Source organism: Escherichia sp. Marseille-Q3837 (assembly GCF_916618735.1).
Taxonomy (GTDB): domain Bacteria; phylum Pseudomonadota; class Gammaproteobacteria; order Enterobacterales; family Enterobacteriaceae; genus Escherichia; species Escherichia ruysiae.
This window is the reverse complement of the sequence record NZ_CAKAKC010000001.1, coordinates 4,338,544-4,360,963: the sequence shown is the minus strand read 5'-3', so window position 1 is coordinate 4,360,963 and position 22,420 is coordinate 4,338,544. Positions and strand designations below refer to the sequence as shown.

Sequence of the window (22,420 nt, the reverse complement as noted above, 5' to 3'; positions counted from 1 at the left end):
AGTGCATCAGGACTTGCTAAGTTTTTCTGATTTTTCCATACACTTCGTCATTGCTTCGATCACTGCGGCACGGAAACCTTTCTCTTCCAGTACGCGCACCGCTTCAATGGTGGTGCCTCCTGGTGAGCAAACCATATCTTTCAACGCGCCCGGATGTTCTCCGGTTTCCAGCACCATTTTTGCAGAACCCATTACCGCCTGGGCGGCAAATTTATACGCCTGCGTGCGTGGCATTCCCCCCAGCACGGCTGCGTCGGCCATCGCTTCGATAAACATAAAGACATAGGCAGGAGAAGAACCACTCACGCCGACCACCGGATGGATCATTGGTTCGGCAATCACTTCCGCCTCGCCAAAGCAGCGGAAAATATTTAGCACATCAGCGGTATCTTCAGGCGTAACCAGCGCGTTTGGCGTTACGGAAGTCATCCCGGCATTGACCAGCGCAGGGGTATTTGGCATAGCGCGGATAATTTTCCGGTCATGGCCCAGTGCGCGGGCAAGTTGGTCGAGTGTGACGCCCGCTGCAATAGAGACAACCAGCGAGTCTTTATTCAGGCTGGACGTGATTTCACTAAGCACTTTGATCATGATGCCCGGTTTAACGGCGGCAAAAACGATGTCGGTGATTTGTGCCACTTCCTGCGCTGACTCTGCGGCGTTGATGCCGAATTGATCGTGTAAAGCAGCGACTTTATCCGGGGAGGGGGTATACACCCAGATTTGCCCTGGAAGCACCTGACCACTGGCAATCAGACCGCCGAGAATGGCTTTTCCCATATTACCGCAGCCAATAAAACCGATTTTCTTTTCCATTGCCTCACTCCTGCCGTGAAATTCATTGTTTTGATAATCGCTGGCAGAAGCATAAACAGAACTATGCCGGAAGGCAAAAGCGCGACACAATAGAGGATTACCCAACAAAGGATGAGTTTATGACAATTTGGGTGGACGCCGATGCGTGTCCCAATGTAATTAAAGAGATTTTGTATCGCGCGGCTGAACGTATGCAAATGCCGCTGGTACTGGTGGCTAACCAGAGTTTACGTGTACCGCCATCGCCATTTATTCGCACGCTGCGCGTCGCGGCAGGTTTTGACGTTGCCGATAATGAAATTGTACGTCAGTGTGAAGCGGGCGATTTGGTGATCACCGCAGACATTCCTCTGGCTTCTGAAGCCATTGAGAAGGGAGCAGCGGCACTTAATCCACGTGGTGAACGTTACACGCCAGCGACCATTCGTGAACGTCTGATGATGCGCGATTTTATGGATACCTTACGCGCCAGTGGTATCCAGACCGGAGGGCCAGATAGCTTTTCGCAGCGTGACCGCCAGGCATTCGCAGCAGAACTGGAAAAGTGGTGGCTGGAAGTGCAACGTAGTCGCTCATGAATGTAATTTATTAGTTACACTTCTTTCTTGAGCATTTCTTGGTATAGTAAAGAGTGTATTGAAAATTTCACCCTAAGTGGAATTATTTCTTTACAATCGAAATTGTACTAGCTTGATGGTATGATCGCTATTCTTACGAACCCGGCTTTCGCCGCATTGCGACCTTTTGGGGAAAACCCACGATGACACAACCTCTTTTTCTGATCGGGCCTCGGGGCTGTGGTAAAACAACGATCGGAATGGCTCTTGCCGATTCGCTTAACCGTCGGTTTGTCGATACCGACCAGTGGTTGCAATCACAGCTCAATATGACGGTCGCGGAGATCGTCGAAAGGGAAGAGTGGGCCGGATTTCGCGCCAGAGAAACCGCAGCACTGGAAGCGGTGACAGCACCATCGACCGTTATCGCCACGGGGGGCGGCATTATTCTGACGGAATTTAATCGTCACTACATGCGTAATAACGGGATTGTGGTTTATCTGTGTGCGCCAGTAGCGGTACTGGTTAATCGCCTGCAAGCGGCACCCGAAGAGGATTTGCGGCCAACTTTAACCGGAAAGCCGCTAAGTGAAGAAGTTCAGGAAGTACTGGAAGAACGCGATGTGTTATATCGTGAAGTCGCGCATATTATCATTAACGCTAATAATGAACCCAGTCAGGTGATTTCTGAAATTCGTAGCGCCCTGGCACAGACGATCAATTGTTGACTCCCGAGCGCCTATACTTAACGTTCATCCCGTGAAATAAGGAAGAACGATGCCAACGAAACCGCCTTATCCTCGTGAAGCATATATTGTAACGATTGAAAAAGGAAAACCAGGGCAGACCGTAACCTGGTATCAGCTCAGAGCCGATCATCCCAAACCTGACTCTTTAATCAGCGAACATCCGACCGCTCAGGAAGCGATGGATGCTAAAAAACGCTATGAGGATCCTGACAAAGAGTGACCGTATCAGACTGCTCGGAAGGGACTCTGAGTGCTACTACAAAGGATCTGCGTCACATTTTTCACAATTCATGTTTTTCAAATAATTAGAATATTAAACAATAACAATCTATTACTGGAATCATTTGGAATCTTTACATTATTCCGGGCGCGTCTACTGCTACGCTTTTTGTCATTTGTAGCACAGGTAAGTGCCAGCAGTGGTGCTTAACATTTGCCCGGTAATTAACGACGAAGTAAAAGTAAGGTGGAATAACAATGAGTGCGTCGTTGGCGATCCTGACCATCGGCATTGTACCTATGCAGGAAGTTTTACCGCTCCTGACTGAGTACATTGACGAAAATAACATTTCCCATCATAGCCTGCTGGGGAAGTTAAGCCGCGAAGAAGTGATGGCGGAGTATGCGCCAGAAGCAGGCGAAGAAACGATTCTTACATTATTAAATGACAATCAACCGGCTCACGTCTCGCGTCGTAAAGTAGAACGCGATCTGCAAAGCGTGGTTGAAGTGCTTGATAACCAGGGTTACGACGTCATTTTGTTGATGAGTACGGCAAACATTAGCAGTATGACGGCGCGTAATACAATCTTTCTGGAGCCGTTGCGTATATTGCCACCGCTGGTTTCTACCATTGTCGAAGGTCATCAGGTCGGTGTAATCGTACCGGTTGAAGAACTGTTGCACGTTCAGGCACAAAAATGGCAAATCTTGCAGAAACCGCCCTTGTTTTCCCTGGGGAACCCTATTCATGATTCTGAACAGAAAATCATTGATGCCGGGAAAGAACTACTGGAAAACGGTGCGGATGTCATCATGCTGGATTGTTTGGGATTTAATCAGCGCCATCGTGATTTACTGCAAAAACAGCTCGATGTTCCTGTTTTGCTCTCTAACGTATTGATTACAAGGCTGGCTGCAGAATTACTGATGTGATTTTGCGTGACAGCCAGCGCCTCTGGCCCCTATAGTGAAGTAGACGTTCAACTACCAGACAGGGCCAGTTTATGCTTCAAAGTAATGAGTACTTTTCCGGCAAAGTGAAATCGATCGGCTTTTCCAGCAGCAGCACTGGTCGCGCCAGCGTTGGTGTCATGGTTGAAGGCGAATACACCTTCAGCACCGCCGAACCTGAAGAGATGACGGTAATCAGCGGGGCGCTGAATGTGTTACTGCCTGACGCGACCGACTGGCAAGTGTATGAAGCCGGCTCTGTATTTAATGTTCCCGGCCACAGCGAGTTCCATCTGCAAGTTGCTGAACCGACCTCTTATTTGTGCCGCTATCTGTAATATCTCGCCTTCCCATTTAATGGGAGGGCATTTTTCTGGAATATTCTTTATTTTGGTAATAATAAACGCCAGTGGCTGCTGGTTTTTATATTTTCGATATATACATAAAATATCAAATTGATATAAACCTTAGCGAAGATTGTGAATAAAAATAATAGGTTGATAACTTGTATTACTGACTTTGACGAACCGTCTATAAATTCATTGCATCAGTTATCCGCGCGTAATTTAAAATAGTGGAAACACCGGTTATCGCCTTAAAAATCGCGAATGATTATATCAATGTCAGGTTTGACTTTTTACGCCGGATAAGACGCGCCTGGCGTCGCATCCGGCATTGAAGGCAAATCAGCAATTAACGTTGTGCTTCGCCACCCAATCCTTCGATCAGGTTTTGAATTAATGCCGCCAGTTCACCGGTCATCAGGATGAAATCGGCGTCAAAACGCTGGGCGAAATCTTCTCGGTCGATATCTTCGTTTTGATCGCGCAGTTCGTCGCAGAATTTCAGGCGTTTGAGCGAACCATCATCACACATCACAAACTGAATGCGCTGCTGCCAGTCGAGCGCCAGTTTAGTCACCACTTTTCCGGCTTCAATGTGATTGGTGATCTCTTCGCTGGTCAGATCCTGTTTCTTCGCGCGGATCACGCCGCCATCTTCCAGCAGCGATTTCAGCTCGGCTTCATCAAGCAACTGGAAGCCCTGCGCCGCGCTACCGGAGCGTACCCATTCGGTCAGCGTCAGTTCAATCGGGTTTTCCATGGTCAATGGCACAACCGGTAACGACCCCAGGCTTTTACGCAGCAGTGCCAGCGTATCTTCTGCTTTTTTGGCGCTGGCGCAGTCCACCATAATCAACCCGTTAACCGTGTCGATCCACATCATGGTCTGGCTGAAGCGGCTAAAAGCGCGCGGTAACAGAGAGTGCAGCACTTCATCTTTGAGCGAATCTTTTTCGGTTTTCTTCAGCTTACGCGCCTGTTCTGCTTCCAGTTTGGCGATTTTCGCTTCCAGCGCCTGTTTAATCACCGGAGACGGAAGGATTTTTTCTTCTTTACGCGCGCAGATAACAATTTGACCATTGGCAACGTGCGTTAATGCATCGCTGTGCGATCCCATCGGAGGAACCCAGCCCATCTTCGCCATGTCCTGGCTGCCGCATGGGGTAAATGCCATCGAGGCTAGCTGTTTTTCCATCTCTTCTGCACGCAGCGAAATCTCGCGGCTAAGACGGTAAACCATTAAATTTTTGAACCACAGCATGATAATTTCCACGGCCTTGTCGTTAAATTTAGCGGGCATGATAACGAATTGTCGGCGGCCTTGCATTGCCAATCCGGTTGTCCGTCTCTACGCTATTGATATTGAAAAAAATAAGGAGAGTACCGTGCGTATAGGTATCGATTTAGGCGGCACCAAAACTGAAGTGATTGCACTGGGCGATGCAGGGGAGCAGTTGTACCGCTATCGTCTGCCCACGCCGCGTGATGATTACCAGCAGACTATTGAAACGATCGCCACGTTGGTTGATATGGCGGAGCAGGCGACAGGGCAGCGCGGAACGGTAGGTATGGGCATTCCAGGTTCGATTTCGCCCTACACCGGTGTGGTGAAGAATGCCAATTCAACCTGGCTCAACGGTCAGCCATTCGATAAAGACTTAAGCGCGAGGTTGCAGCGGGAAGTGCGGCTGGCAAATGACGCCAACTGTCTGGCGGTTTCAGAAGCAGTAGATGGCGCGGCAGCGGGAGCGCAGACGGTATTTGCCGTGATTATCGGCACGGGATGCGGCGCGGGCGTGGCATTCAATGGGCGGGCGCATATCGGCGGCAATGGTACGGCAGGCGAGTGGGGACACAATCCGCTACCGTGGATGGACGAAGACGAACTGCGTTATCGCGAGGAAGTCCCTTGTTATTGCGGTAAACAAGGTTGTATTGAAACCTTTATTTCGGGCACGGGATTTGCGACGGATTATCGTCGTTTGAGCGGACATGCGCTGAAAGGCAGTGAAATTATCAGCCTGGTTGAAGAAAGCGATCCGGTAGCGGAACTGGCATTGCGTCGCTACGAGCTGCGGCTGGCAAAATCGCTGGCACATGTCGTGAATATTCTCGATCCGGATGTGATTGTCCTGGGGGGCGGGATGAGCAATGTAGACCGTTTATATCAAACGGTTCCGCAGTTGATTAAACAATTTGTCTTTGGCGGCGAATGTGAAACGCCGGTGCGTAAGGCGAAGCACGGTGATTCCAGCGGCGTACGCGGCGCTGCGTGGTTATGGCCACAAGAGTAAAAAACCCAGGCAATTGGCGCATCATGCCTGATGCGACGCTTGCCGCGTCTTATCAGGCCTACAAAATGTGCCAGAACCGCGTAGGGCGGATAAGGCGTTCACGCCGCATCCGGCAATAAGTAATTAGCACCGAGACTATAACCTACCCCAGTGGTTTCGCCAGCACCGGAGTATCCGCCGCTTGCTGGCGCTTATAGCGACCATACAGCAGCAATGACGACATAGCAGCAAACGAAAGCAGGGCGGCAGGCAGCGCCACGTAATTATATGTCAGCCCCAGCGTCAGCATCATACCACCGCAATATGCGCCGACGGCGCTACCGAGGTTAAACGCTATTTGCCCACCTGCGGCACCTAATAACTCTCCGCCTTTGGCGTTTTGCAGTAACAATATTTGTAGAGGTGCTGAAAGGGCAAATAATCCCGCGCAACAAATAAATGCAAAAATAAGCGACGTTGTTTTCATGCCGCCGAAGAAAAAGAGCATCAGCAGTGCCAGGACAATGATAAAGTCAGTCACTGCTGCAATGCGCAGTGGTGAATAACGTCCTGAAATCCTGCCACTTAGCATATTTCCCAGCACCATCCCTAGCCCAACTAACATCATAATAAAGGTCATCGCCGTTTCCGAAAAACCGGAAATAAACATCATGTATGGCTTTACGTAGCTGAACCAGGCAAACACACCTGCGTTGCCAAACATGGTGGCGGCGAAAATTAACCACGGGGCCGGGCTGCGTAAAAAGTGAAATTGTTCGCGCAGCTTTCCTTTCGTCTCGTCGCGAATATCCGGCACCCAAAAATAGACCGATGCCATCACCGCAATATTAAAAACAGCGATCAATAAAAAGGTGTAACGCCAGCTAAATTCCTGACTTAAATACGTTCCCAGCGGAATGCCCAGCAAATTGGCGACTGTCATCCCGGAAACCATCCCCGCCACGGCGGCGGTGACTTTTCCGGGTTTGATAATTTTCGATAACACGATCGCGCCGACGCCAAAAAATGCGCCATGCGGAAAGCCGGAAACCAGGCGACCAATGGCAAGCATCAGGTAAGACGAAGAGAGCGTGAACATGGCGTTACCAATGACGCACAACGCCACCAGAAACAACAAGATATGTTTGAGTGAGTAGCGGCTGGAAAAGAGAGCGATGATTGGCGCACCGACCACCACCCCCAGCGCATAATACGAGATCATATGCCCGGCGGCAGGAATCGAAATTCCTACGTTATGCGCCAGCTCCGTGAGCACGCCCATAATGCCAAATTCGGCCATCCCCAAACCAAACGTGCCCAGAGCCAAAGATAAAATGACTTTTTTCATACCACCATCACAACCACCAGAACGGCTACCAATCACCGTAGCCAATAAAGTGATAGCTTGCAGGATAACGACCAGCGAGGCCAAGAGATAATTCGCCCTTCTGTATTCATTATCCTGCTGAATAGTTATTTCACCGCAAACGTGTTGTCCAGTTTGCTGTAGCCCAGGCCGTTGATCTTCTTCACTTTGATCTGCACCGGAATACGCTCTTTCATCGCTTCAACGTGGCTAATCACGCCGATAGTTTTACCACTGGCGTTCAGGGCATCCAGCGCATCAAGGGCGGTATCCAGCGTTTCGCTATCCAGCGTGCCGAAACCTTCATCGAGGAATAACGAGTCAATGCGCGTTTTATGGCTGACCAGATCCGAAAGCGCCAGCGCCAGTGCCAGACTGACGAGAAAACTCTCTCCGCCGGAAAGCGTTCGGGTATCGCGTACTGCATCCGCCTGCCAGGTATCGACAACCTCGACTTCCAGCGCCTCGCTGGCTTTACGCTGTAACAAATAGCGCCCGTGCAGGCGGGTAAGTTGCTGGTTAGCGAGATGAACTAAATTATCCAGCGTCAGCCCTTGGGCAAACTTACGGAATTTATCGCCCTCTTTGGAGCCAATCAGCGAATTGAGATAACCCCAGTCTTCAACCTGCTGTGTTGTCTGGGCAATTTGCTGCATTAAGGTTTGTTGTTGCTGACGGTTGTCTGCATCCTGCTTCAACTGCTGGCGAATTTCGCCTTGACTCGTGGTGTTTGCACGCAACTTTTGGTTAGTTTGCGCTAACTCTTGTTGAATCTGCTCCACCGTCACAGTGAGAGCTAACTCGTCAGGTCGGTGTTGCTGGTGCTGTGCCAGCGTTTCTGCTGTTTGAGTGGCCAGCGTTTGCGCCTGACGACGCTGGTTTTCCAGGTTCTGTTTGAGCTGTTCCAGTTGCGTTAGTGTCTGTTCATCCATTAGCGCCGCAAGGAACGCCTGCTGATCGTCAAAGACGCTGGCCTGTAGCGCGGTGTCAAACTGTGTCTGGGCTTTTTGCAGACCTTGCGCCGCCAAAACCTCTTGTTGCTGCAAGGTTTGCCGCTGGCTTTGCAACGCGAGACATTGCTCATGAACTTGCCGCCAGTTTTCCAGCGTCACAGTAGCTTCGCTGTGTGGCAGTTCATCATTTTGCGGCAATGTGTCCAGAATCGGCGTCAGCTGTTGAATACGGTTTTGCAGCTCGGTTAATTCGTTCTGGCGCTGCTGCCAGCCCTGCGCTTCTTGCTGACGTGTCGCCAACCAGCTCACTTCTTCATCTTCTTGTGGCAGTGCCAGCGTGTAACCCGTTAACGCCGCAGAGAGTTGCTGATGGCGTTGTTCAATCTGCTGTTGATACTGGATAATTTGCTGATGGTGCGCGGCAATTTGCTCCTGTAATTCATGACGCTGATTGAGTAATTGCAGTTGCTTTTCATGCTCTTCCTGGGTGGCAAGCCATGGTTGAATATCGTCCTGCGGCTGCAAGGTGATACTGAGGCTGGCAGTTAGTGTATGCCATTCCTGAGTAAGTGCTTGCTCATCTTGTCGGAGGCTTTGTGCTTCGTTCTCATCCCGCTGAAGCTGCTTCGTTAAGGCGTCCAGTTGCCCACGTAGCGCCGCGCCTTCTTCACCGAGCTTTTTAACTTCATTTTCCAGCGCCAGTAATCGAGACTGATTAACCCCCGGTTCCAGCGCCCGATACGCCTCGACCGCCGGGTGGCTGGTGGAACCACAAAGTGGGCAAGGCTGACCTGCCTGTAACTGCGCACGTTGAGCTTCCAGGGTTTTGATGCGTGCTTCCTGCTCGCAAATGGTTTTGACATCGGCAAGCTGTTGCGTCTTTTCTTTATAACGTTGGCGCATTTCAGTGAGCGCGGCGTTACGTTGTGTCTGTTCCTGCGTAACGCTCTGAATAGCGGTCTGTAGCTGCGACAGGCGTTTTTGCTGGGGAACAATCTGCCCATATAGTGCGATCAGGCGCTGACGCAGCGGACGTTGTTCGGCATGTTGTGCCTGCGCAGCGGCAACTTCGGCGGCGGTTAAAGTTAAAGAGATCGCCGGAAGGGCATTAAGTTTTTGCTCTGCATGGGTTAATTGCTGTTGCCATTGCCGCAGATACTTGCGATCGCTGGCCTGTTGGGCGAACTGCGCCCGCCAACCCGCCAGTTCGTTATTCCACTGCCGGAAGCGGTCGTGTTCGTGTAACCACGCATTCAGATTTTGTTGCTGCTGTTGTAATTCTGCCGACTGCTTCGCCGCGTGGTGACGAATATTTGCGCGAAGCGCCATTGTGCGCTGTAAGCGAGTATTTACTTCTTCAATCTGCTGACGAGTATGCGTTAGTGCCGCAGTGTGTTCTGCGATGCGTTCCCAGTGCGGACGAAGATTTCGTGCCGGTTGTGCCAGACTGAGCGCCGCCAGTTGAGGTTGCGCTTTTTCTTCTTCGGCGAGCGCCTGTTGCAAGGCCTGCTGACGACGGCTGGCTTCTTGCTGCAATTCGTCCAGACGCGTTAACCAGTTTAGCGATTGTTGTTCTTGCTGCTGTGCGATAAGTAACTGTTTTTCTTCGTCAGTAAGTACCTGCAAACTTTCTGTCAGCGATTGCACTTGTTCTGGCGTAAGCAACGCGACGCCGCTGGCCTGCGCTTGCAGCTTCTCCAGCTCATTGCGGGCCGATTTGTGCTGCTCAAAAACCATCGCCGAAATTTGCCCGTAGATTTCAGTGCCGGTTAACTCCTCGAGCAATTCCGCGCGTTCTTTGGGTTTGGCATTCAGGAAGGCAGCAAATTGTCCCTGCGAAAGCAGCATCGAACGGGTGAAACGCCCGTAATCCAGCCCGGTTAACGTCGCTGTCATTTCCAGCTTATCTTTCACTTTATCAGCGAGGATTTTGCCGTCTGCACAGCGCGCCAGCTCTACGCGCGGCACCTGCAAATTACCGTCCGGCTGGTTACGTGCCCGATTCTGGCTCCAGAACGCGCGGTACGCTTCACCTTTCACTTCAAATTCCACTTCCGCCAGACATTCGGCGGTATCGCGGGTCATCAGATCATTTTGCGATTGTGAAACGTTGGAGAGACGCGGAGTCTCGTGATACAGCGCCAGGCAGATGGCGTCGAGCAGAGTGGTTTTCCCCGCGCCAGTCGGGCCGGTAATCGCAAACAGCCCGTTGCTGGCAAACGGTTCGCGGGTGAAATCAATCTTCCATTCGCCTTTTAATGAGTTCAGGTTTTTCAGGCGCAGGCTGAGAATTTTCATGCTTCGTGTTCTCCGGCGAGGGTCTGCAATGTCGTGGCGAAAAGATGTTGCAAGCGTTGATGCTGCGATTCATCAAGTTCTTCCAGTGCCAGACGGCGATTAAAAACATCTTCGACGCTAAGTTCGCTGAGGGTTTCACGCCGTTGGCTGGCTAACACACGCTCGCGCTGTTCACGACTCCGGCGTACCAGCAATACTTCGACAGGCAGTGATTCGGTTAATGCCTGGATTTTGCGCTGAATATCATGCAGATACTCATCGGTAGTGATTTCAATATCCAGCCAGACAGGTGTCTCCTGTGGCACATCGCGCCATTGTTCAAGCTGTTCGGTAATCGACGCCAAATCGCCTTTCAGCACCGCCATCGGTTGTGTTACCGGTACGTTCAGGTTTTCCACGCTCTCTAATTTGCCGTTTGAAAAAGTTACCAGATGGACATATTTACTCTTGCCGCACTCATCAAAACTCAGTGGGATGGGGGATCCGCAATAGCGAACATGTTCCATGCCGCCAATAATTTGCGCGCGGTGAATATGTCCAAGCGCGATGTAGTCGGCTGGCGGAAAGTTTTGTGCCGGAAATGCGTCCAGCGTGCCAATATAAATGTCACGCACGGCGTCACTTTTACTGGCACCCACAGTCGTTAAATGCCCCGTGGCGATGATGGGAAGAGGTTGATTGCCGCGCAGCTTGCAGGCATCTGCATAGTGTTGTTGATAATAATCGGTGATCGCTGCCAGCAAATGTTGCTGTTTTTCCATGCCGTTAAGTCCCGCCTGGCTGGTAATAATGTCACGCGGGCGTAAAAAAGGAATGGGACACAGCACTGCGCCTGGCGTCCCGTCGCGACGAGGCAAGATTTGCGGCGCATGTCCGGCGCTGGCGACCACAGTAGTATTGAGGAACGCCATGATATCGCGCGATTCATTCAACGTGGCGACCGAGTCATGGTTTCCCGCCAGTACCACCAGATGACAGCCAGTTTGCTGTAAATTGACAACAAAACGATTGTATAACGTGCGGGCGTAACTGGGCGGCGAGCCGGTATCGAAAACATCACCGGCAACAATAATCGCATCCACCTGATGGGTTTGTGCTGTCTCCAGCAGCCAGTCAAGAAAAGCCTGGTGTTCAGCTTCGCGGCTTTTACTGTAGAAGTTCTGGCCGAGATGCCAGTCTGAGGTGTGAAGGATGCGCATAACGATTCTCTGGCGAAAAAGCATGGGCGCGATTATACCCAAACAGATGTGTCATTTGCTTTTTTCTGCGCCACGGAAATCAATAACCTGAAGATATGTGCGACGTGCTTTTCATAAATCTGTCATAAATCTGACGCATAATGGCGTCGCATTAATGATCGCAACCTATTTATTACAACAGGGCAAATCATGGCGAGACGTATTCTGGTCGTAGAAGATGAAGCTCCAATTCGCGAAATGGTCTGCTTCGTGCTCGAACAAAATGGCTTTCAGCCGGTCGAAGCGGAAGATTATGACAGTGCTGTGAATCAACTGAATGAACCCTGGCCGGATTTAATTCTCCTTGACTGGATGTTACCTGGCGGCTCCGGTATCCAGTTCATCAAACACCTCAAGCGCGAGTCGATGACCCGGGATATTCCAGTGGTGATGTTGACCGCCAGAGGGGAAGAAGAAGATCGCGTGCGCGGCCTTGAAACCGGCGCGGATGACTATATCACCAAGCCGTTTTCGCCGAAGGAGCTGGTGGCGCGAATCAAAGCGGTAATGCGTCGTATTTCGCCAATGGCGGTGGAAGAGGTGATTGAGATGCAGGGGCTAAGTCTGGATCCGACATCTCACCGGGTGATGGCGGGCGAAGAACCGCTGGAGATGGGGCCGACAGAATTTAAACTGCTGCACTTTTTTATGACCCATCCTGAGCGCGTGTACAGCCGCGAGCAGCTATTAAACCACGTCTGGGGAACCAACGTGTATGTAGAAGACCGCACGGTCGATGTCCACATTCGTCGCCTGCGTAAAGCACTGGAGCCCGGCGGGCATGACCGCATGGTGCAGACCGTGCGCGGTACAGGATATCGTTTTTCAACCCGCTTTTAACGCCTTGCTCATCGGACGCAGAGCAGGGCTTATGATTTCATAACTGGAGTATCTTACGTGCTGGAACGGCTGTCGTGGAAAAGGCTGGTGCTGGAGCTGCTACTTTGCTGCCTCCCGGCTTTCATCCTGGGTGCATTTTTTGGTTACCTGCCGTGGTTTTTGCTGGCATCGGTAACAGGACTGCTTATCTGGCATTTCTGGAATTTATTGCGCCTTTCATGGTGGCTGTGGGTTGATCGCAGTATGACGCCGCCACCGGGGCGTGGTAGCTGGGAACCGCTACTATATGGCTTACACCAGATGCAGCTGCGAAATAAAAAACGCCGCCGCGAGCTGGGCAATCTGATTAAACGCTTTCGTAGTGGCGCGGAGTCGCTGCCCGATGCGGTGGTGCTGACCACGGAAGAGGGCGGTATTTTCTGGTGTAACGGACTGGCGCAACAGATTCTTGGCCTGCGCTGGCCGGAAGATAACGGGCAGAACATCCTTAACCTGCTGCGTTACCCGGAGTTTACGCAATATCTGAAAACGCGTGATTTTTCTCGCCCGCTCAATCTGGTGCTCAACACCGGGCGGCATCTGGAAATTCGCGTCATGCCTTATACCCATAAACAGTTGCTGATGGTGGCGCGTGATGTCACGCAAATGCATCAACTGGAAGGGGCGCGGCGTAACTTTTTTGCCAACGTAAGCCATGAGTTACGCACGCCGTTGACGGTGTTACAGGGTTACCTGGAGATGATGGATGAGCAACCGCTGGAAGGCGCGGTTCGCGAAAAAGCGTTGCACACCATGCGCGAGCAGACTCAGCGGATGGAAGGGCTGGTGAAGCAGTTACTGACACTGTCGAAAATCGAAGCCGCACCGACGCAGTTGCTCAATGAAAAGGTTGATGTGCCGATGATGCTGCGTGTTGTTGAGCGCGAAGCTCAGACTCTGAGCCAGAAAAAACAGACATTTACCTTTGAAATAGATAACGACCTCAAAGTGTCTGGCAATGAAGATCAGCTACGCAGTGCGATTTCGAACCTGGTCTATAACGCTGTGAATCACACGCCAGAAGGCACGCATATCACGGTACGCTGGCAGCGAGTGCCGCACGGTGCCGAATTTAGCGTTGAAGATAACGGGCCGGGCATCGCACCGGAGCATATTCCGCGCCTGACCGAGCGTTTTTATCGTGTAGACAAAGCGCGTTCCCGACAAACAGGCGGTAGCGGACTGGGGTTAGCAATTGTTAAACATGCGGTAAATCACCACGAAAGCCGCCTGAATATTGACAGTACGGTGGGCAAAGGTACGCGTTTCAGTTTTGTTCTGCCGGAACGTTTAATTGCCAAAAACAGCAATTAATCTGCCTTTGTCATTTTTTGTTGCCATAAGCCAGCCGATGCTGGCTTTTTTTCTTTGCAGTCAAAAGATGGACGCTAAATTTTTACAACGGCTGGTGATTTTTTGTTCGCATGATAAGCCATATCTTTTTCACGGAAATAGTGTTTTATACTGGTTGGTGATTTCTTATCGTTATATCCCTCTGGTTTTTAGATCCCTTCTTGCTTTAAAACGTTATAAGCGTTTAAATTGCGCTTCAGGTGCTGTCATACTGACTGCATTCACGCGGTAAATCGAAAAACTATTCTTCGCCGCGCCTGGTTGGGAGTATTTCCCGCTAAAATTGTTTAAATATACCGCTGTATCATCCCCAGGGATTGGCACAAAAATTTAACGTTACAACACCACATCCACAGGCAGTATGATTTATGACCCATCAATTAAGATCGCGCGATATCATCGCTCTGGGCTTTATGACATTTGCGTTGTTCGTCGGCGCAGGTAACATTATTTTCCCTCCAATGGTCGGCTTGCAGGCAGGCGAACACGTCTGGACTGCGGCATTCGGCTTCCTCATTACTGCCGTTGGTCTGCCGGTATTAACGGTAGTGGCGCTGGCGAAAGTTGGCGGCGGTGTTGACAGCCTGAGCACGCCAATCGGTAAAGTCGCTGGCGTACTGCTGGCAACGGTTTGCTACCTGGCTGTGGGGCCGCTGTTCGCCACGCCGCGTACAGCCACCGTCTCCTTTGAAGTGGGGATTGCGCCGCTGACGGGTGACTCCGCGCTGCCGCTGTTTATCTACAGCCTGGTCTATTTCGCTATCGTTATTCTGGTTTCGCTCTATCCGGGCAAGCTGCTGGATACCGTGGGCAACTTCCTTGCGCCGCTGAAAATTATCGCGCTGGTCATCCTGTCTGTCGCCGCGATTGTCTGGCCTGCGGGTTCTATCAGCACGGCGACTGAGGCTTATCAAAACGCTGCGTTTTCTAACGGCTTCGTCAACGGCTATCTGACAATGGATACGCTGGGCGCAATGGTGTTTGGTATCGTTATTGTTAACGCGGCGCGTTCTCGTGGCGTTACCGAAGCGCGTCTGCTGACCCGTTATACCGTCTGGGCTGGCCTGATGGCGGGTGTCGGTCTGACTCTGCTTTACCTGGCGCTGTTCCGTCTGGGGTCAGACAGCGCGTCGCTGGTTGATCAGTCAGCAAACGGTGCGGCTATTCTGCACGCTTATGTTCAACACACCTTTGGCGGCGGCGGTAGCTTCCTGCTGGCGGCGTTAATCTTCATCGCTTGCCTGGTAACGGCAGTTGGCCTGACCTGTGCTTGTGCAGAATTTTTCGCCCAGTACGTACCGCTCTCTTACCGTACGCTGGTGTTTATCCTCGGCGGCTTCTCGATGGTGGTGTCTAACCTCGGTTTGAGCCAGTTGATTCAGATCTCTGTGCCGGTGCTGACCGCCATTTATCCGCCGTGTATCGCACTGGTTGTATTAAGTTTTACACGCTCATGGTGGCATAATTCGTCCCGCGTGATTGCTCCGCCGATGTTTATCAGCCTGCTTTTTGGTATTCTCGACGGGATCAAAGCATCTGCATTCAGCGATATCTTACCGTCCTGGGCGCAGCGTTTACCGCTGGCCGAACAAGGTCTGGCGTGGTTAATGCCAACAGTGGTGATGGTGGTTCTGGCCATTATCTGGGATCGCGCGGCAGGTCGTCAGGTGACCTCCAGCGCCCACTAAATCACTGATAATTTGTTTTAACCACGGGGCTGCGATGCCCCGTGGTTTTTTTATTGTGTTGATGGGTTAGGAATTGATGGAAAGTAAGAACAAGCTAAAGCGTGGGCTAAGTACCCGACACATACGCTTTATGGCACTGGGGTCAGCAATCGGCACCGGGCTGTTTTACGGTTCGGCAGACGCCATCAAAATGGCCGGTCCGAGCGTGTTGTTGGCCTATATTATTGGTGGTGTCGCGGCATATATCATTATGCGTGCGCTGGGGGAAATGTCGGTACATAACCCGGCTGCCAGCTCTTTCTCGCGTTATGCGCAGGAAAACCTGGGGCCGCTGGCAGGTTATATCACCGGCTGGACCTACTGCTTTGAAATCCTTATTGTCGCCATTGCCGATGTGACCGCTTTCGGTATCTATATGGGCGTCTGGTTCCCGACAGTACCACACTGGATTTGGGTGCTGAGTGTGGTGTTAATCATTTGCGCCATCAACCTGATGAGCGTGAAAGTGTTCGGCGAGCTGGAGTTCTGGTTCTCGTTCTTTAAAGTTGCCACCATTATCATCATGATTGTCGCCGGTTTCGGTATCATCATCTGGGGGATTGGCAACGGTGGGCAACCGACGGGTATCCATAACCTGTGGAGCAACGGCGGCTTCTTCAGTAACGGCTGGCTTGGCATGGTGATGTCGTTACAAATGGTGATGTTTGCCTATGGTGGTATCGAAATTATCGGCATTACCGCCGGGGAAGCAAAAGAGCCAGAGAAATCCATTCCTCGCGCGATTAACTCAGTGCCGATGCGTATTCTGGTGTTCTATGTCGGTACGCTGTTCGTCATTATGTCTATTTACCCTTGGAATCAGGTTGGCACTGCCGGTAGCCCGTTCGTGCTGACGTTCCAGCATATGGGGATTACCTTTGCCGCCAGCATTCTTAACTTTGTTGTGCTGACCGCTTCGCTGTCGGCAATTAACAGTGACGTGTTTGGCGTAGGTCGTATGCTGCACGGCATGGCAGAGCAGGGCAGCGCACCGAAAATCTTCAGCAAAACCTCGCGTCGCGGTATTCCATGGGTAACTGTGCTGGTGATGACCACTGCGCTACTGTTTGCGGTGTATCTGAACTACATCATGCCGGAAAACGTCTTCCTGGTGATCGCTTCGCTGGCAACTTTTGCCACGGTGTGGGTGTGGATTATGATTTTGTTGTCGCAGATTGCCTTCCGTCGCCGCCTACCGCCAGAAGAAGTTAAGGCGCTGAAATTCAAAGTGCCTGGCGGGGTGGCAACGACTATCGCGGGGCTGATTTTCCTGGTCTTTATCATCGGACTGATCGGTTATCACCCTGAAACGCGAATCTCTCTGTACGTTGGTTTCGCGTGGATTGTTCTGCTGTTGATTGGCTGGATGTTTAAACGCCGCCATGACCGCCAGTTGGCTGAAAACCACTAATTCCCACGTTTGTAAGCCGGTTCAGGGTAGAGCCTGAACCGGTTATTCCGAAAGTTATCCGCCCCCGACCTCCTCCCCCAAATATCCTTCAGACGATGAGTGATCCTGCAGTAGGCTATGGCAATGTGATCAGATTTTCATCACAGGGGAATTATAATGTTGAATACATGGCACCTGCCGGTGCCCCCATTTGTTAAGCAAAGCAAAGATCAACTGCTTATTACACTGTGGTTGACGGGTGAAGAACCGCCGCAGCGCATTATGCTGCGCACGGAAAACGATAACGAAGAAACGTCAGTACCGATGTACAAACTGCGCAGTCAGCCACAGCCGGGCGTAACGGCATGGCGGGCGGCTGTCGATCTCTCCACCGGACAACCTCGGCGGCGCTATAGCTTCAAATTGCTGTGGCACGATCGCCAGCGATGGTTTTCGCCGCAAGGTCTTAGCCAAATACCGCCAGCGCGGCTGGAACAGTTTGCTGTTGATGTACCAGATATTGGGCCACAATGGGTCGCAGACCAGATTTTTTATCAGATCTTCCCGGATCGTTTTGCCCGTAGCTTGCCACGCGAAGCCGGGCAGGATCATGTCTATTACCATCACGCAGCTGGACAAGAGATCATATTGCGTGACTGGAATGAGCCGGTTACGGCGCAGGCGGGTGGATCAACGTTCTATGGCGGAGATCTGGACGGTATCAGCGAAAAACTGCCGTATCTGAAAAAACTCGGCGTGACGGCGCTGTATCTCAATCCTGTGTTCAAAGCTCCCAGCGTGCATAAATACGATACCGAAGATTATCGCCATGTTGACCCGCAGTTTGGCGGCGACGGGGCATTGCTGCGCTTACGCCACAATACACAGCAACAGGGAATGCGGCTGGTACTGGACGGTGTGTTTAACCACAGTGGTGATTCCCATGCCTGGTTTGACAGGCACAATCGCGGGACGGGTGGTGCTTGTCACAACCCCGAATCGCCCTGGCGTGACTGGTACTCGTTTAGCGATGATGGCACGGCGCTCGACTGGCTGGGCTATGCCAGCCTGCCGAAGCTGGATTATCAATCGGAAAGTCTGGTGAATGAAATTTATCGCGGCGAAGACAGCATTGTCCGCCACTGGCTGAAAGCACCGTGGAATATGGACGGTTGGCGGCTGGATGTGGTGCATATGCTGGGGGAAGCGGGCGGCGCGCGTAATAATTTGCAGCACGTCGCCGGGATCACCGAAGCGGCGAAAGAAACCCTGCCGGAAGCCTATATTGTTGGCGAGCATTTTGGCGATGCACGACAATGGCTACAGGCAGATGTGGAAGATGCTGCCATGAACTATCGCGGCTTCACATTCCCGTTGTGGGGATTTCTCGCCAATACCGACATCTCTTACGATCCGCAGCAGATTGATGCCCAAACCTGTATGGCCTGGATGGATAATTACCGCGCCGGCCTTTCTCATCAACAGCAATTGCGTATGTTTAATCAGCTCGATAGCCACGATACTGCGCGATTTAAAACCTTGCTCGGTCGGGATGTTGCGCGCCTGCCGCTGGCGGTGGTCTGGCTGCTCACCTGGCCTGGCGTGCCCTGTATTTATTACGGTGATGAAGTGGGGCTGGATGGCAATAACGATCCATTTTGCCGTAAGCCATTCACGTGGCAGCCGGAAAAACAAGATGCTGAGCTATTTTCGCTGTACCAGCGAATGATTGCGCTGCGTAAGAAGAGTCAGGCACTGCGTCGCGGTGGCTGTCAGGTGCTGTACGCGGAAGATAACGTGGTGGTGTTTGTGCGCGTGCTAAATCAGCAGCATGTGCTGGTGGCGATCAACCGTGGCGACGCCTGTGAAGTAGTGCTACCCGCATCGCCGTTGCTTAATGTCGCGCAATGGCAACGTAAAGAAGGTCACGGGCAACTGGCGGATGGCATTTTGACATTGCCTGCGATATCGGCGACGGTGTGGATGAATTAACGTCTTATAACGCCTTGCGCGACGCCTGCGCCATCATCCGGGGATAAAACTGCCAGAAGCGGGTTTCAAGGGCATCATAATGGGCGTCTAAATCGTACCAGGAGTCACGCAGGGCATCCAGGCGTGGGCGACGGCTAGCCATACCGTTTAACACGCTCTGGATGAAATCCATATCGCGATAGCGCACCAGCCACTGCTCTGACCATAAGTAGTTGTTCAGATTGATAAAGCGTGGCGGTGAGTCCGGCAGAATAGTGATCACTTGTTCGCGGGCATAACAGACAAATTCCTCTAGCGGAAAATTGGGTGACAGCTGCGACCAGTGGCGGGAAAGAAAATGATCCCACATGACATCCAGCGTGATAGGCGCAACCCGGCGGGTTTCACTACGAAACCACTCCCGCGCTTCGCGGACTTCCGGCAGGTTGTCGGTTAATACGTCGATTCGCCGATGCATATGAATACCAGCCACGACGTCGGGTGGATAAATTTCATCGGGGTTTCCGCGAACGAAATCTGCCAGTAAATTGCCGGAAAGCGAGCTTTCCGCCAGGTGAGCTAAATGCAGGTGAGCTAAAAAATTCATCGATTATATTCTATCCAAAGGGGGGTAAAGGTTGCAGGGAGAGCGCCCCGGCACTAGACTACCCGCCTCTTATTTTAGTCTGAGTCAGTGTCATGCGCGTTACCGATTTCTCCTTTGAATTGCCCGAATCCCTGATTGCCCACTATCCCATGCCTGAACGCAGTAGCTGTCGTTTACTGTCGCTGGACGGGCCAACGGGCGCGCTGACGCACGGTACTTTCACCGATTTACTCGATAAGCTCAACCCCGGCGATCTTCTGGTTTTTAACAATACCCGCGTGATCCCGGCACGCCTGTTTGGGCGTAAAGCCAGCGGCGGCAAGATTGAAGTGCTGGTTGAGCGGATGCTCGACGACAAACGCATTCTTGCGCATATTCGCGCTTCGAAAGCACCAAAGCCGGGCGCTGAACTTCTGCTGGGCGATGACGAAAGCATTAAAGCAACAATGACAGCCCGCCACGGCGCATTGTTTGAAGTCGAATTTAATGATGATCGTTCGGTGTTGGATATTCTCAACAGCATCGGTCATATGCCGTTGCCGCCGTACATCGACCGTCCGGACGAAGATGCCGACCGCGAACTTTATCAAACGGTTTATAGCGAAAAACCGGGCGCGGTAGCCGCGCCGACCGCCGGACTGCATTTTGACGAACCTTTGCTTGAAAAATTGCGTGCCAAAGGCGTGGAGATGGCATTTGTGACCTTGCACGTTGGCGCGGGTACTTTCCAGCCGGTGCGCGTCGACACTATTGAAGATCACATCATGCACTCGGAATACGCTGAAGTGCCGCAGGAGGTGGTTGATGCGGTGCTGGCAGCGAAAGCGCGCGGAAATCGGGTGATTGCGGTTGGCACAACCTCTGTACGCTCTCTGGAGAGCGCAGCGCAGGCGGCGAAAAACGATCTCATCGAACCGTTCTTTGACGATACCCAAATCTTTATCTATCCGGGCTTCCAGTACAAAGTGGTCGATGCGCTGGTGACTAACTTCCACCTGCCAGAGTCGACGCTGATTATGCTGGTTTCGGCATTTGCCGGTTATCAACACACGATGAATGCCTATAAAGCGGCGGTAGAAGAGAAATATCGCTTTTTTAGTTACGGTGATGCGATGTTTATCACGTACAATCCGCAGGCAATTAATGAGCGCGTCGGGGAGTAATTCTGCGGCGCTGGTTTAAACGTTGGACTGTTTTTCTGACGTAGTGGAGAAAAAATGAAATTTGAACTGGATACCACCGACGGTCGCGCACGCCGTGGTCGCCTGGTTTTCGAGCGTGGCGTAGTGGAAACGCCTTGTTTTATGCCTGTTGGCACCTACGGCACTGTAAAAGGGATGACGCCGGAAGAAGTTGAAGCGACCGGCGCACAGATTATCCTTGGTAACACCTTTCACCTGTGGTTGCGCCCAGGTCAGGAAATCATGAAGCTGCATGGCGATCTGCACGATTTCATGCAATGGAAAGGCCCAATCCTCACCGATTCCGGTGGTTTCCAGGTCTTCAGCCTTGGCGATATCCGTAAAATCACCGAACAGGGCGTACACTTCCGTAACCCGATCAACGGTGATCCGATTTTCCTCGATCCTGAAAAATCGATGGAGATTCAGTACGATCTTGGTTCAGATATCGTCATGATTTTTGACGAGTGTACGCCGTATCCTGCTGACTGGGATTACGCAAAACGTTCGATGGAGATGTCTCTGCGTTGGGCGAAGCGTAGCCGTGAGCGTTTTGACAGTCTCGGAAACAAAAATGCGCTGTTTGGTATCATTCAGGGCAGCGTTTACGAAGATTTACGTGATATTTCTGTTAAAGGTCTGGTAGATATCGGTTTTGATGGCTACGCTGTCGGCGGTCTGGCTGTGGGTGAGCCGAAAGCAGATATGCACCGCATTCTGGAGCATGTGTGCCCGCAAATTCCGGCAGACAAACCGCGTTACCTGATGGGCGTGGGTAAACCGGAAGATCTGGTTGAAGGCGTGCGTCGCGGTATCGATATGTTTGACTGCGTAATGCCAACACGTAATGCGCGTAACGGTCATCTGTTCGTGACCGATGGCGTGGTGAAAATCCGCAATGCGAAGTATAAGAGCGACACAGGGCCGCTCGATCCTGAGTGTGATTGCTACACCTGTCGCAATTATTCACGTGCCTACTTGCATCATCTCGACCGTTGCAACGAAATATTAGGCGCGCGACTCAACACCATTCATAACCTTCGTTACTACCAGCGTTTGATGGCGGGTTTACGCAAGGCTATTGAAGAGGGTAAATTAGAGAGCTTCGTAGCTGATTTTTACCAGCGTCAGGGGCGAGAAGTACCACCTTTGAACGTTGATTAATATTAATAATGAGGGAAATTTAATGAGCTTTTTTATTTCTGATGCGGTAGCGGCAACGGGTGCTCCGGCACAAGGTAGCCCGATGTCTTTGATTTTGATGCTGGTGGTATTCGGTCTGATTTTCTATTTCATGATCCTGCGCCCACAGCAGAAGCGCACCAAAGAACACAAAAAGCTGATGGACTCCATTGCTAAAGGTGATGAAGTTCTGACGAACGGTGGCCTGGTTGGTCGCGTAACCAAAGTAGCGGAAAACGGCTACATTGCTATCGCGCTGAATGACACCACTGAAGTAGTTATTAAACGTGACTTCGTAGCTGCCGTTCTGCCGAAAGGCACCATGAAGGCGCTGTAATTCAAATTTTTCCCTAAGGGAATTGC

General features: G+C 51.6%; 20 protein-coding genes. 14 read left to right on the top strand and 6 right to left on the bottom strand.

Translation table 11 applies throughout. The annotated features are described in order from the left end of the window. Positions 1-6: 6 nt before the first annotated feature. Positions 7-816 carry a pyrroline-5-carboxylate reductase gene (proC, locus tag LG381_RS20920; RefSeq protein ID WP_225762874.1) on the bottom strand — a complete coding sequence of 270 codons (810 nt, stop codon included), beginning with the start codon at positions 814-816 and terminating at the stop codon, positions 7-9. Between the two features lie 119 nt (positions 817-935). Between proC and LG381_RS20915 the strand changes: the two genes are divergently transcribed. From LG381_RS20915 to ppnP, 5 genes are all read left to right on the top strand, one after another. After that, positions 936-1,394, top strand: a complete 459-nt coding sequence (locus tag LG381_RS20915) for a YaiI/YqxD family protein (protein WP_000158147.1) — start codon at positions 936-938, stop codon at positions 1,392-1,394. Positions 1,395-1,576: 182 nt separating this feature from the next. Continuing rightward, complete coding sequence (aroL, locus tag LG381_RS20910; protein WP_222679918.1) at positions 1,577-2,101, top strand: shikimate kinase AroL; 525 nt, start codon at positions 1,577-1,579, stop codon at positions 2,099-2,101. Between the two features lie 49 nt (positions 2,102-2,150). Continuing rightward, entirely contained in the window at positions 2,151-2,342 is a 192-nt protein-coding gene (gene yaiA / locus LG381_RS20905; protein WP_001142439.1) for a protein YaiA, read from the top strand. Positions 2,343-2,599: 257 nt separating this feature from the next. Continuing rightward, complete coding sequence (locus LG381_RS20900) at positions 2,600-3,277, top strand: AroM family protein (RefSeq protein ID WP_001276432.1); 678 nt, start codon at positions 2,600-2,602, stop codon at positions 3,275-3,277. Between the two features lie 71 nt (positions 3,278-3,348). Beyond that, positions 3,349-3,633 (top strand): pyrimidine/purine nucleoside phosphorylase, encoded by a 285-nt coding sequence (gene ppnP, locus LG381_RS20895; RefSeq protein WP_000941942.1) that lies wholly within the window; start codon positions 3,349-3,351, stop codon positions 3,631-3,633. A 355-nt stretch (positions 3,634-3,988) separates the two neighbouring features. Here ppnP and rdgC read toward each other — a convergent pair whose 3' ends face one another. Beyond that, the gene (gene rdgC, locus LG381_RS20890; RefSeq protein ID WP_024165072.1) at positions 3,989-4,900 is read right to left on the bottom strand and encodes a recombination-associated protein RdgC; all 912 of its coding nucleotides are present in this window, start codon (positions 4,898-4,900) and stop codon (positions 3,989-3,991) included. Positions 4,901-5,024: 124 nt separating this feature from the next. Between rdgC and mak the strand changes: the two genes are divergently transcribed. Continuing rightward, complete coding sequence (gene mak, locus LG381_RS20885) at positions 5,025-5,933, top strand: fructokinase (protein WP_065226274.1); 909 nt, start codon at positions 5,025-5,027, stop codon at positions 5,931-5,933. A 142-nt stretch (positions 5,934-6,075) separates the two neighbouring features. Here mak and araJ read toward each other — a convergent pair whose 3' ends face one another. From araJ to sbcD, 3 genes are all read right to left on the bottom strand, one after another. After that, positions 6,076-7,260 carry an MFS transporter AraJ gene (araJ, locus tag LG381_RS20880; protein WP_065228189.1) on the bottom strand — a complete coding sequence of 395 codons (1,185 nt, stop codon included), beginning with the start codon at positions 7,258-7,260 and terminating at the stop codon, positions 6,076-6,078. A gap of 125 nt (positions 7,261-7,385) precedes the next feature. After that, on the bottom strand, positions 7,386-10,529 hold the full coding sequence (sbcC, locus tag LG381_RS20875; protein WP_225762873.1) for an exonuclease subunit SbcC: 3,144 nt from the start codon (positions 10,527-10,529) through the stop codon (positions 7,386-7,388). Further along, complete coding sequence (sbcD, locus tag LG381_RS20870) at positions 10,526-11,728, bottom strand: exonuclease subunit SbcD (RefSeq protein WP_225762872.1); 1,203 nt, start codon at positions 11,726-11,728, stop codon at positions 10,526-10,528. Before sbcD ends, sbcC begins: the two co-directional genes overlap by 4 nt. A gap of 189 nt (positions 11,729-11,917) precedes the next feature. On the opposite strand from sbcD, the gene phoB reads away from it, so the two are divergent. The 5 genes from phoB (at position 11,918) to malZ (ending at position 19,108) form a co-directional block, all read left to right on the top strand. Continuing rightward, entirely contained in the window at positions 11,918-12,607 is a 690-nt protein-coding gene (gene phoB, locus LG381_RS20865) for a phosphate response regulator transcription factor PhoB (protein ID WP_000113933.1), read from the top strand. 57 nt (positions 12,608-12,664) lie between these two features. Beyond that, positions 12,665-13,960 (top strand): phosphate regulon sensor histidine kinase PhoR, encoded by a 1,296-nt coding sequence (gene phoR, locus LG381_RS20860; protein WP_000893608.1) that lies wholly within the window; start codon positions 12,665-12,667, stop codon positions 13,958-13,960. A 407-nt stretch (positions 13,961-14,367) separates the two neighbouring features. Beyond that, complete coding sequence (gene brnQ, locus LG381_RS20855) at positions 14,368-15,687, top strand: branched-chain amino acid transporter carrier protein BrnQ (RefSeq protein ID WP_000149639.1); 1,320 nt, start codon at positions 14,368-14,370, stop codon at positions 15,685-15,687. Between the two features lie 76 nt (positions 15,688-15,763). After that, positions 15,764-17,137, top strand: coding sequence for a proline-specific permease ProY (gene proY / locus LG381_RS20850; RefSeq protein ID WP_010344685.1), 1,374 nt, complete (start codon positions 15,764-15,766; stop codon positions 17,135-17,137). A gap of 153 nt (positions 17,138-17,290) precedes the next feature. Continuing rightward, complete coding sequence (gene malZ / locus LG381_RS20845; protein ID WP_225763000.1) at positions 17,291-19,108, top strand: maltodextrin glucosidase; 1,818 nt, start codon at positions 17,291-17,293, stop codon at positions 19,106-19,108. Between the two features lie 4 nt (positions 19,109-19,112). Here the strand turns inward: malZ and acpH are convergent, their stop codons facing one another. Continuing rightward, entirely contained in the window at positions 19,113-19,694 is a 582-nt protein-coding gene (gene acpH / locus LG381_RS20840) for an ACP phosphodiesterase (protein ID WP_001009861.1), read from the bottom strand. Positions 19,695-19,786: 92 nt separating this feature from the next. Here acpH and queA point away from each other — a divergent pair, with 92 nt between their 5' ends. From queA to yajC, 3 genes are read left to right on the top strand one after another with little or no spacing between them, the layout of a single operon-like run. Continuing rightward, complete coding sequence (gene queA / locus LG381_RS20835) at positions 19,787-20,857, top strand: tRNA preQ1(34) S-adenosylmethionine ribosyltransferase-isomerase QueA (protein ID WP_016159202.1); 1,071 nt, start codon at positions 19,787-19,789, stop codon at positions 20,855-20,857. A 54-nt stretch (positions 20,858-20,911) separates the two neighbouring features. Then, positions 20,912-22,039, top strand: a complete 1,128-nt coding sequence (tgt, locus tag LG381_RS20830; RefSeq protein ID WP_016231602.1) for a tRNA guanosine(34) transglycosylase Tgt — start codon at positions 20,912-20,914, stop codon at positions 22,037-22,039. 22 nt (positions 22,040-22,061) lie between these two features. Further along, positions 22,062-22,394 carry a preprotein translocase subunit YajC gene (gene yajC / locus LG381_RS20825; protein WP_000007629.1) on the top strand — a complete coding sequence of 111 codons (333 nt, stop codon included), beginning with the start codon at positions 22,062-22,064 and terminating at the stop codon, positions 22,392-22,394. Positions 22,395-22,420 lie beyond the last annotated feature (26 nt).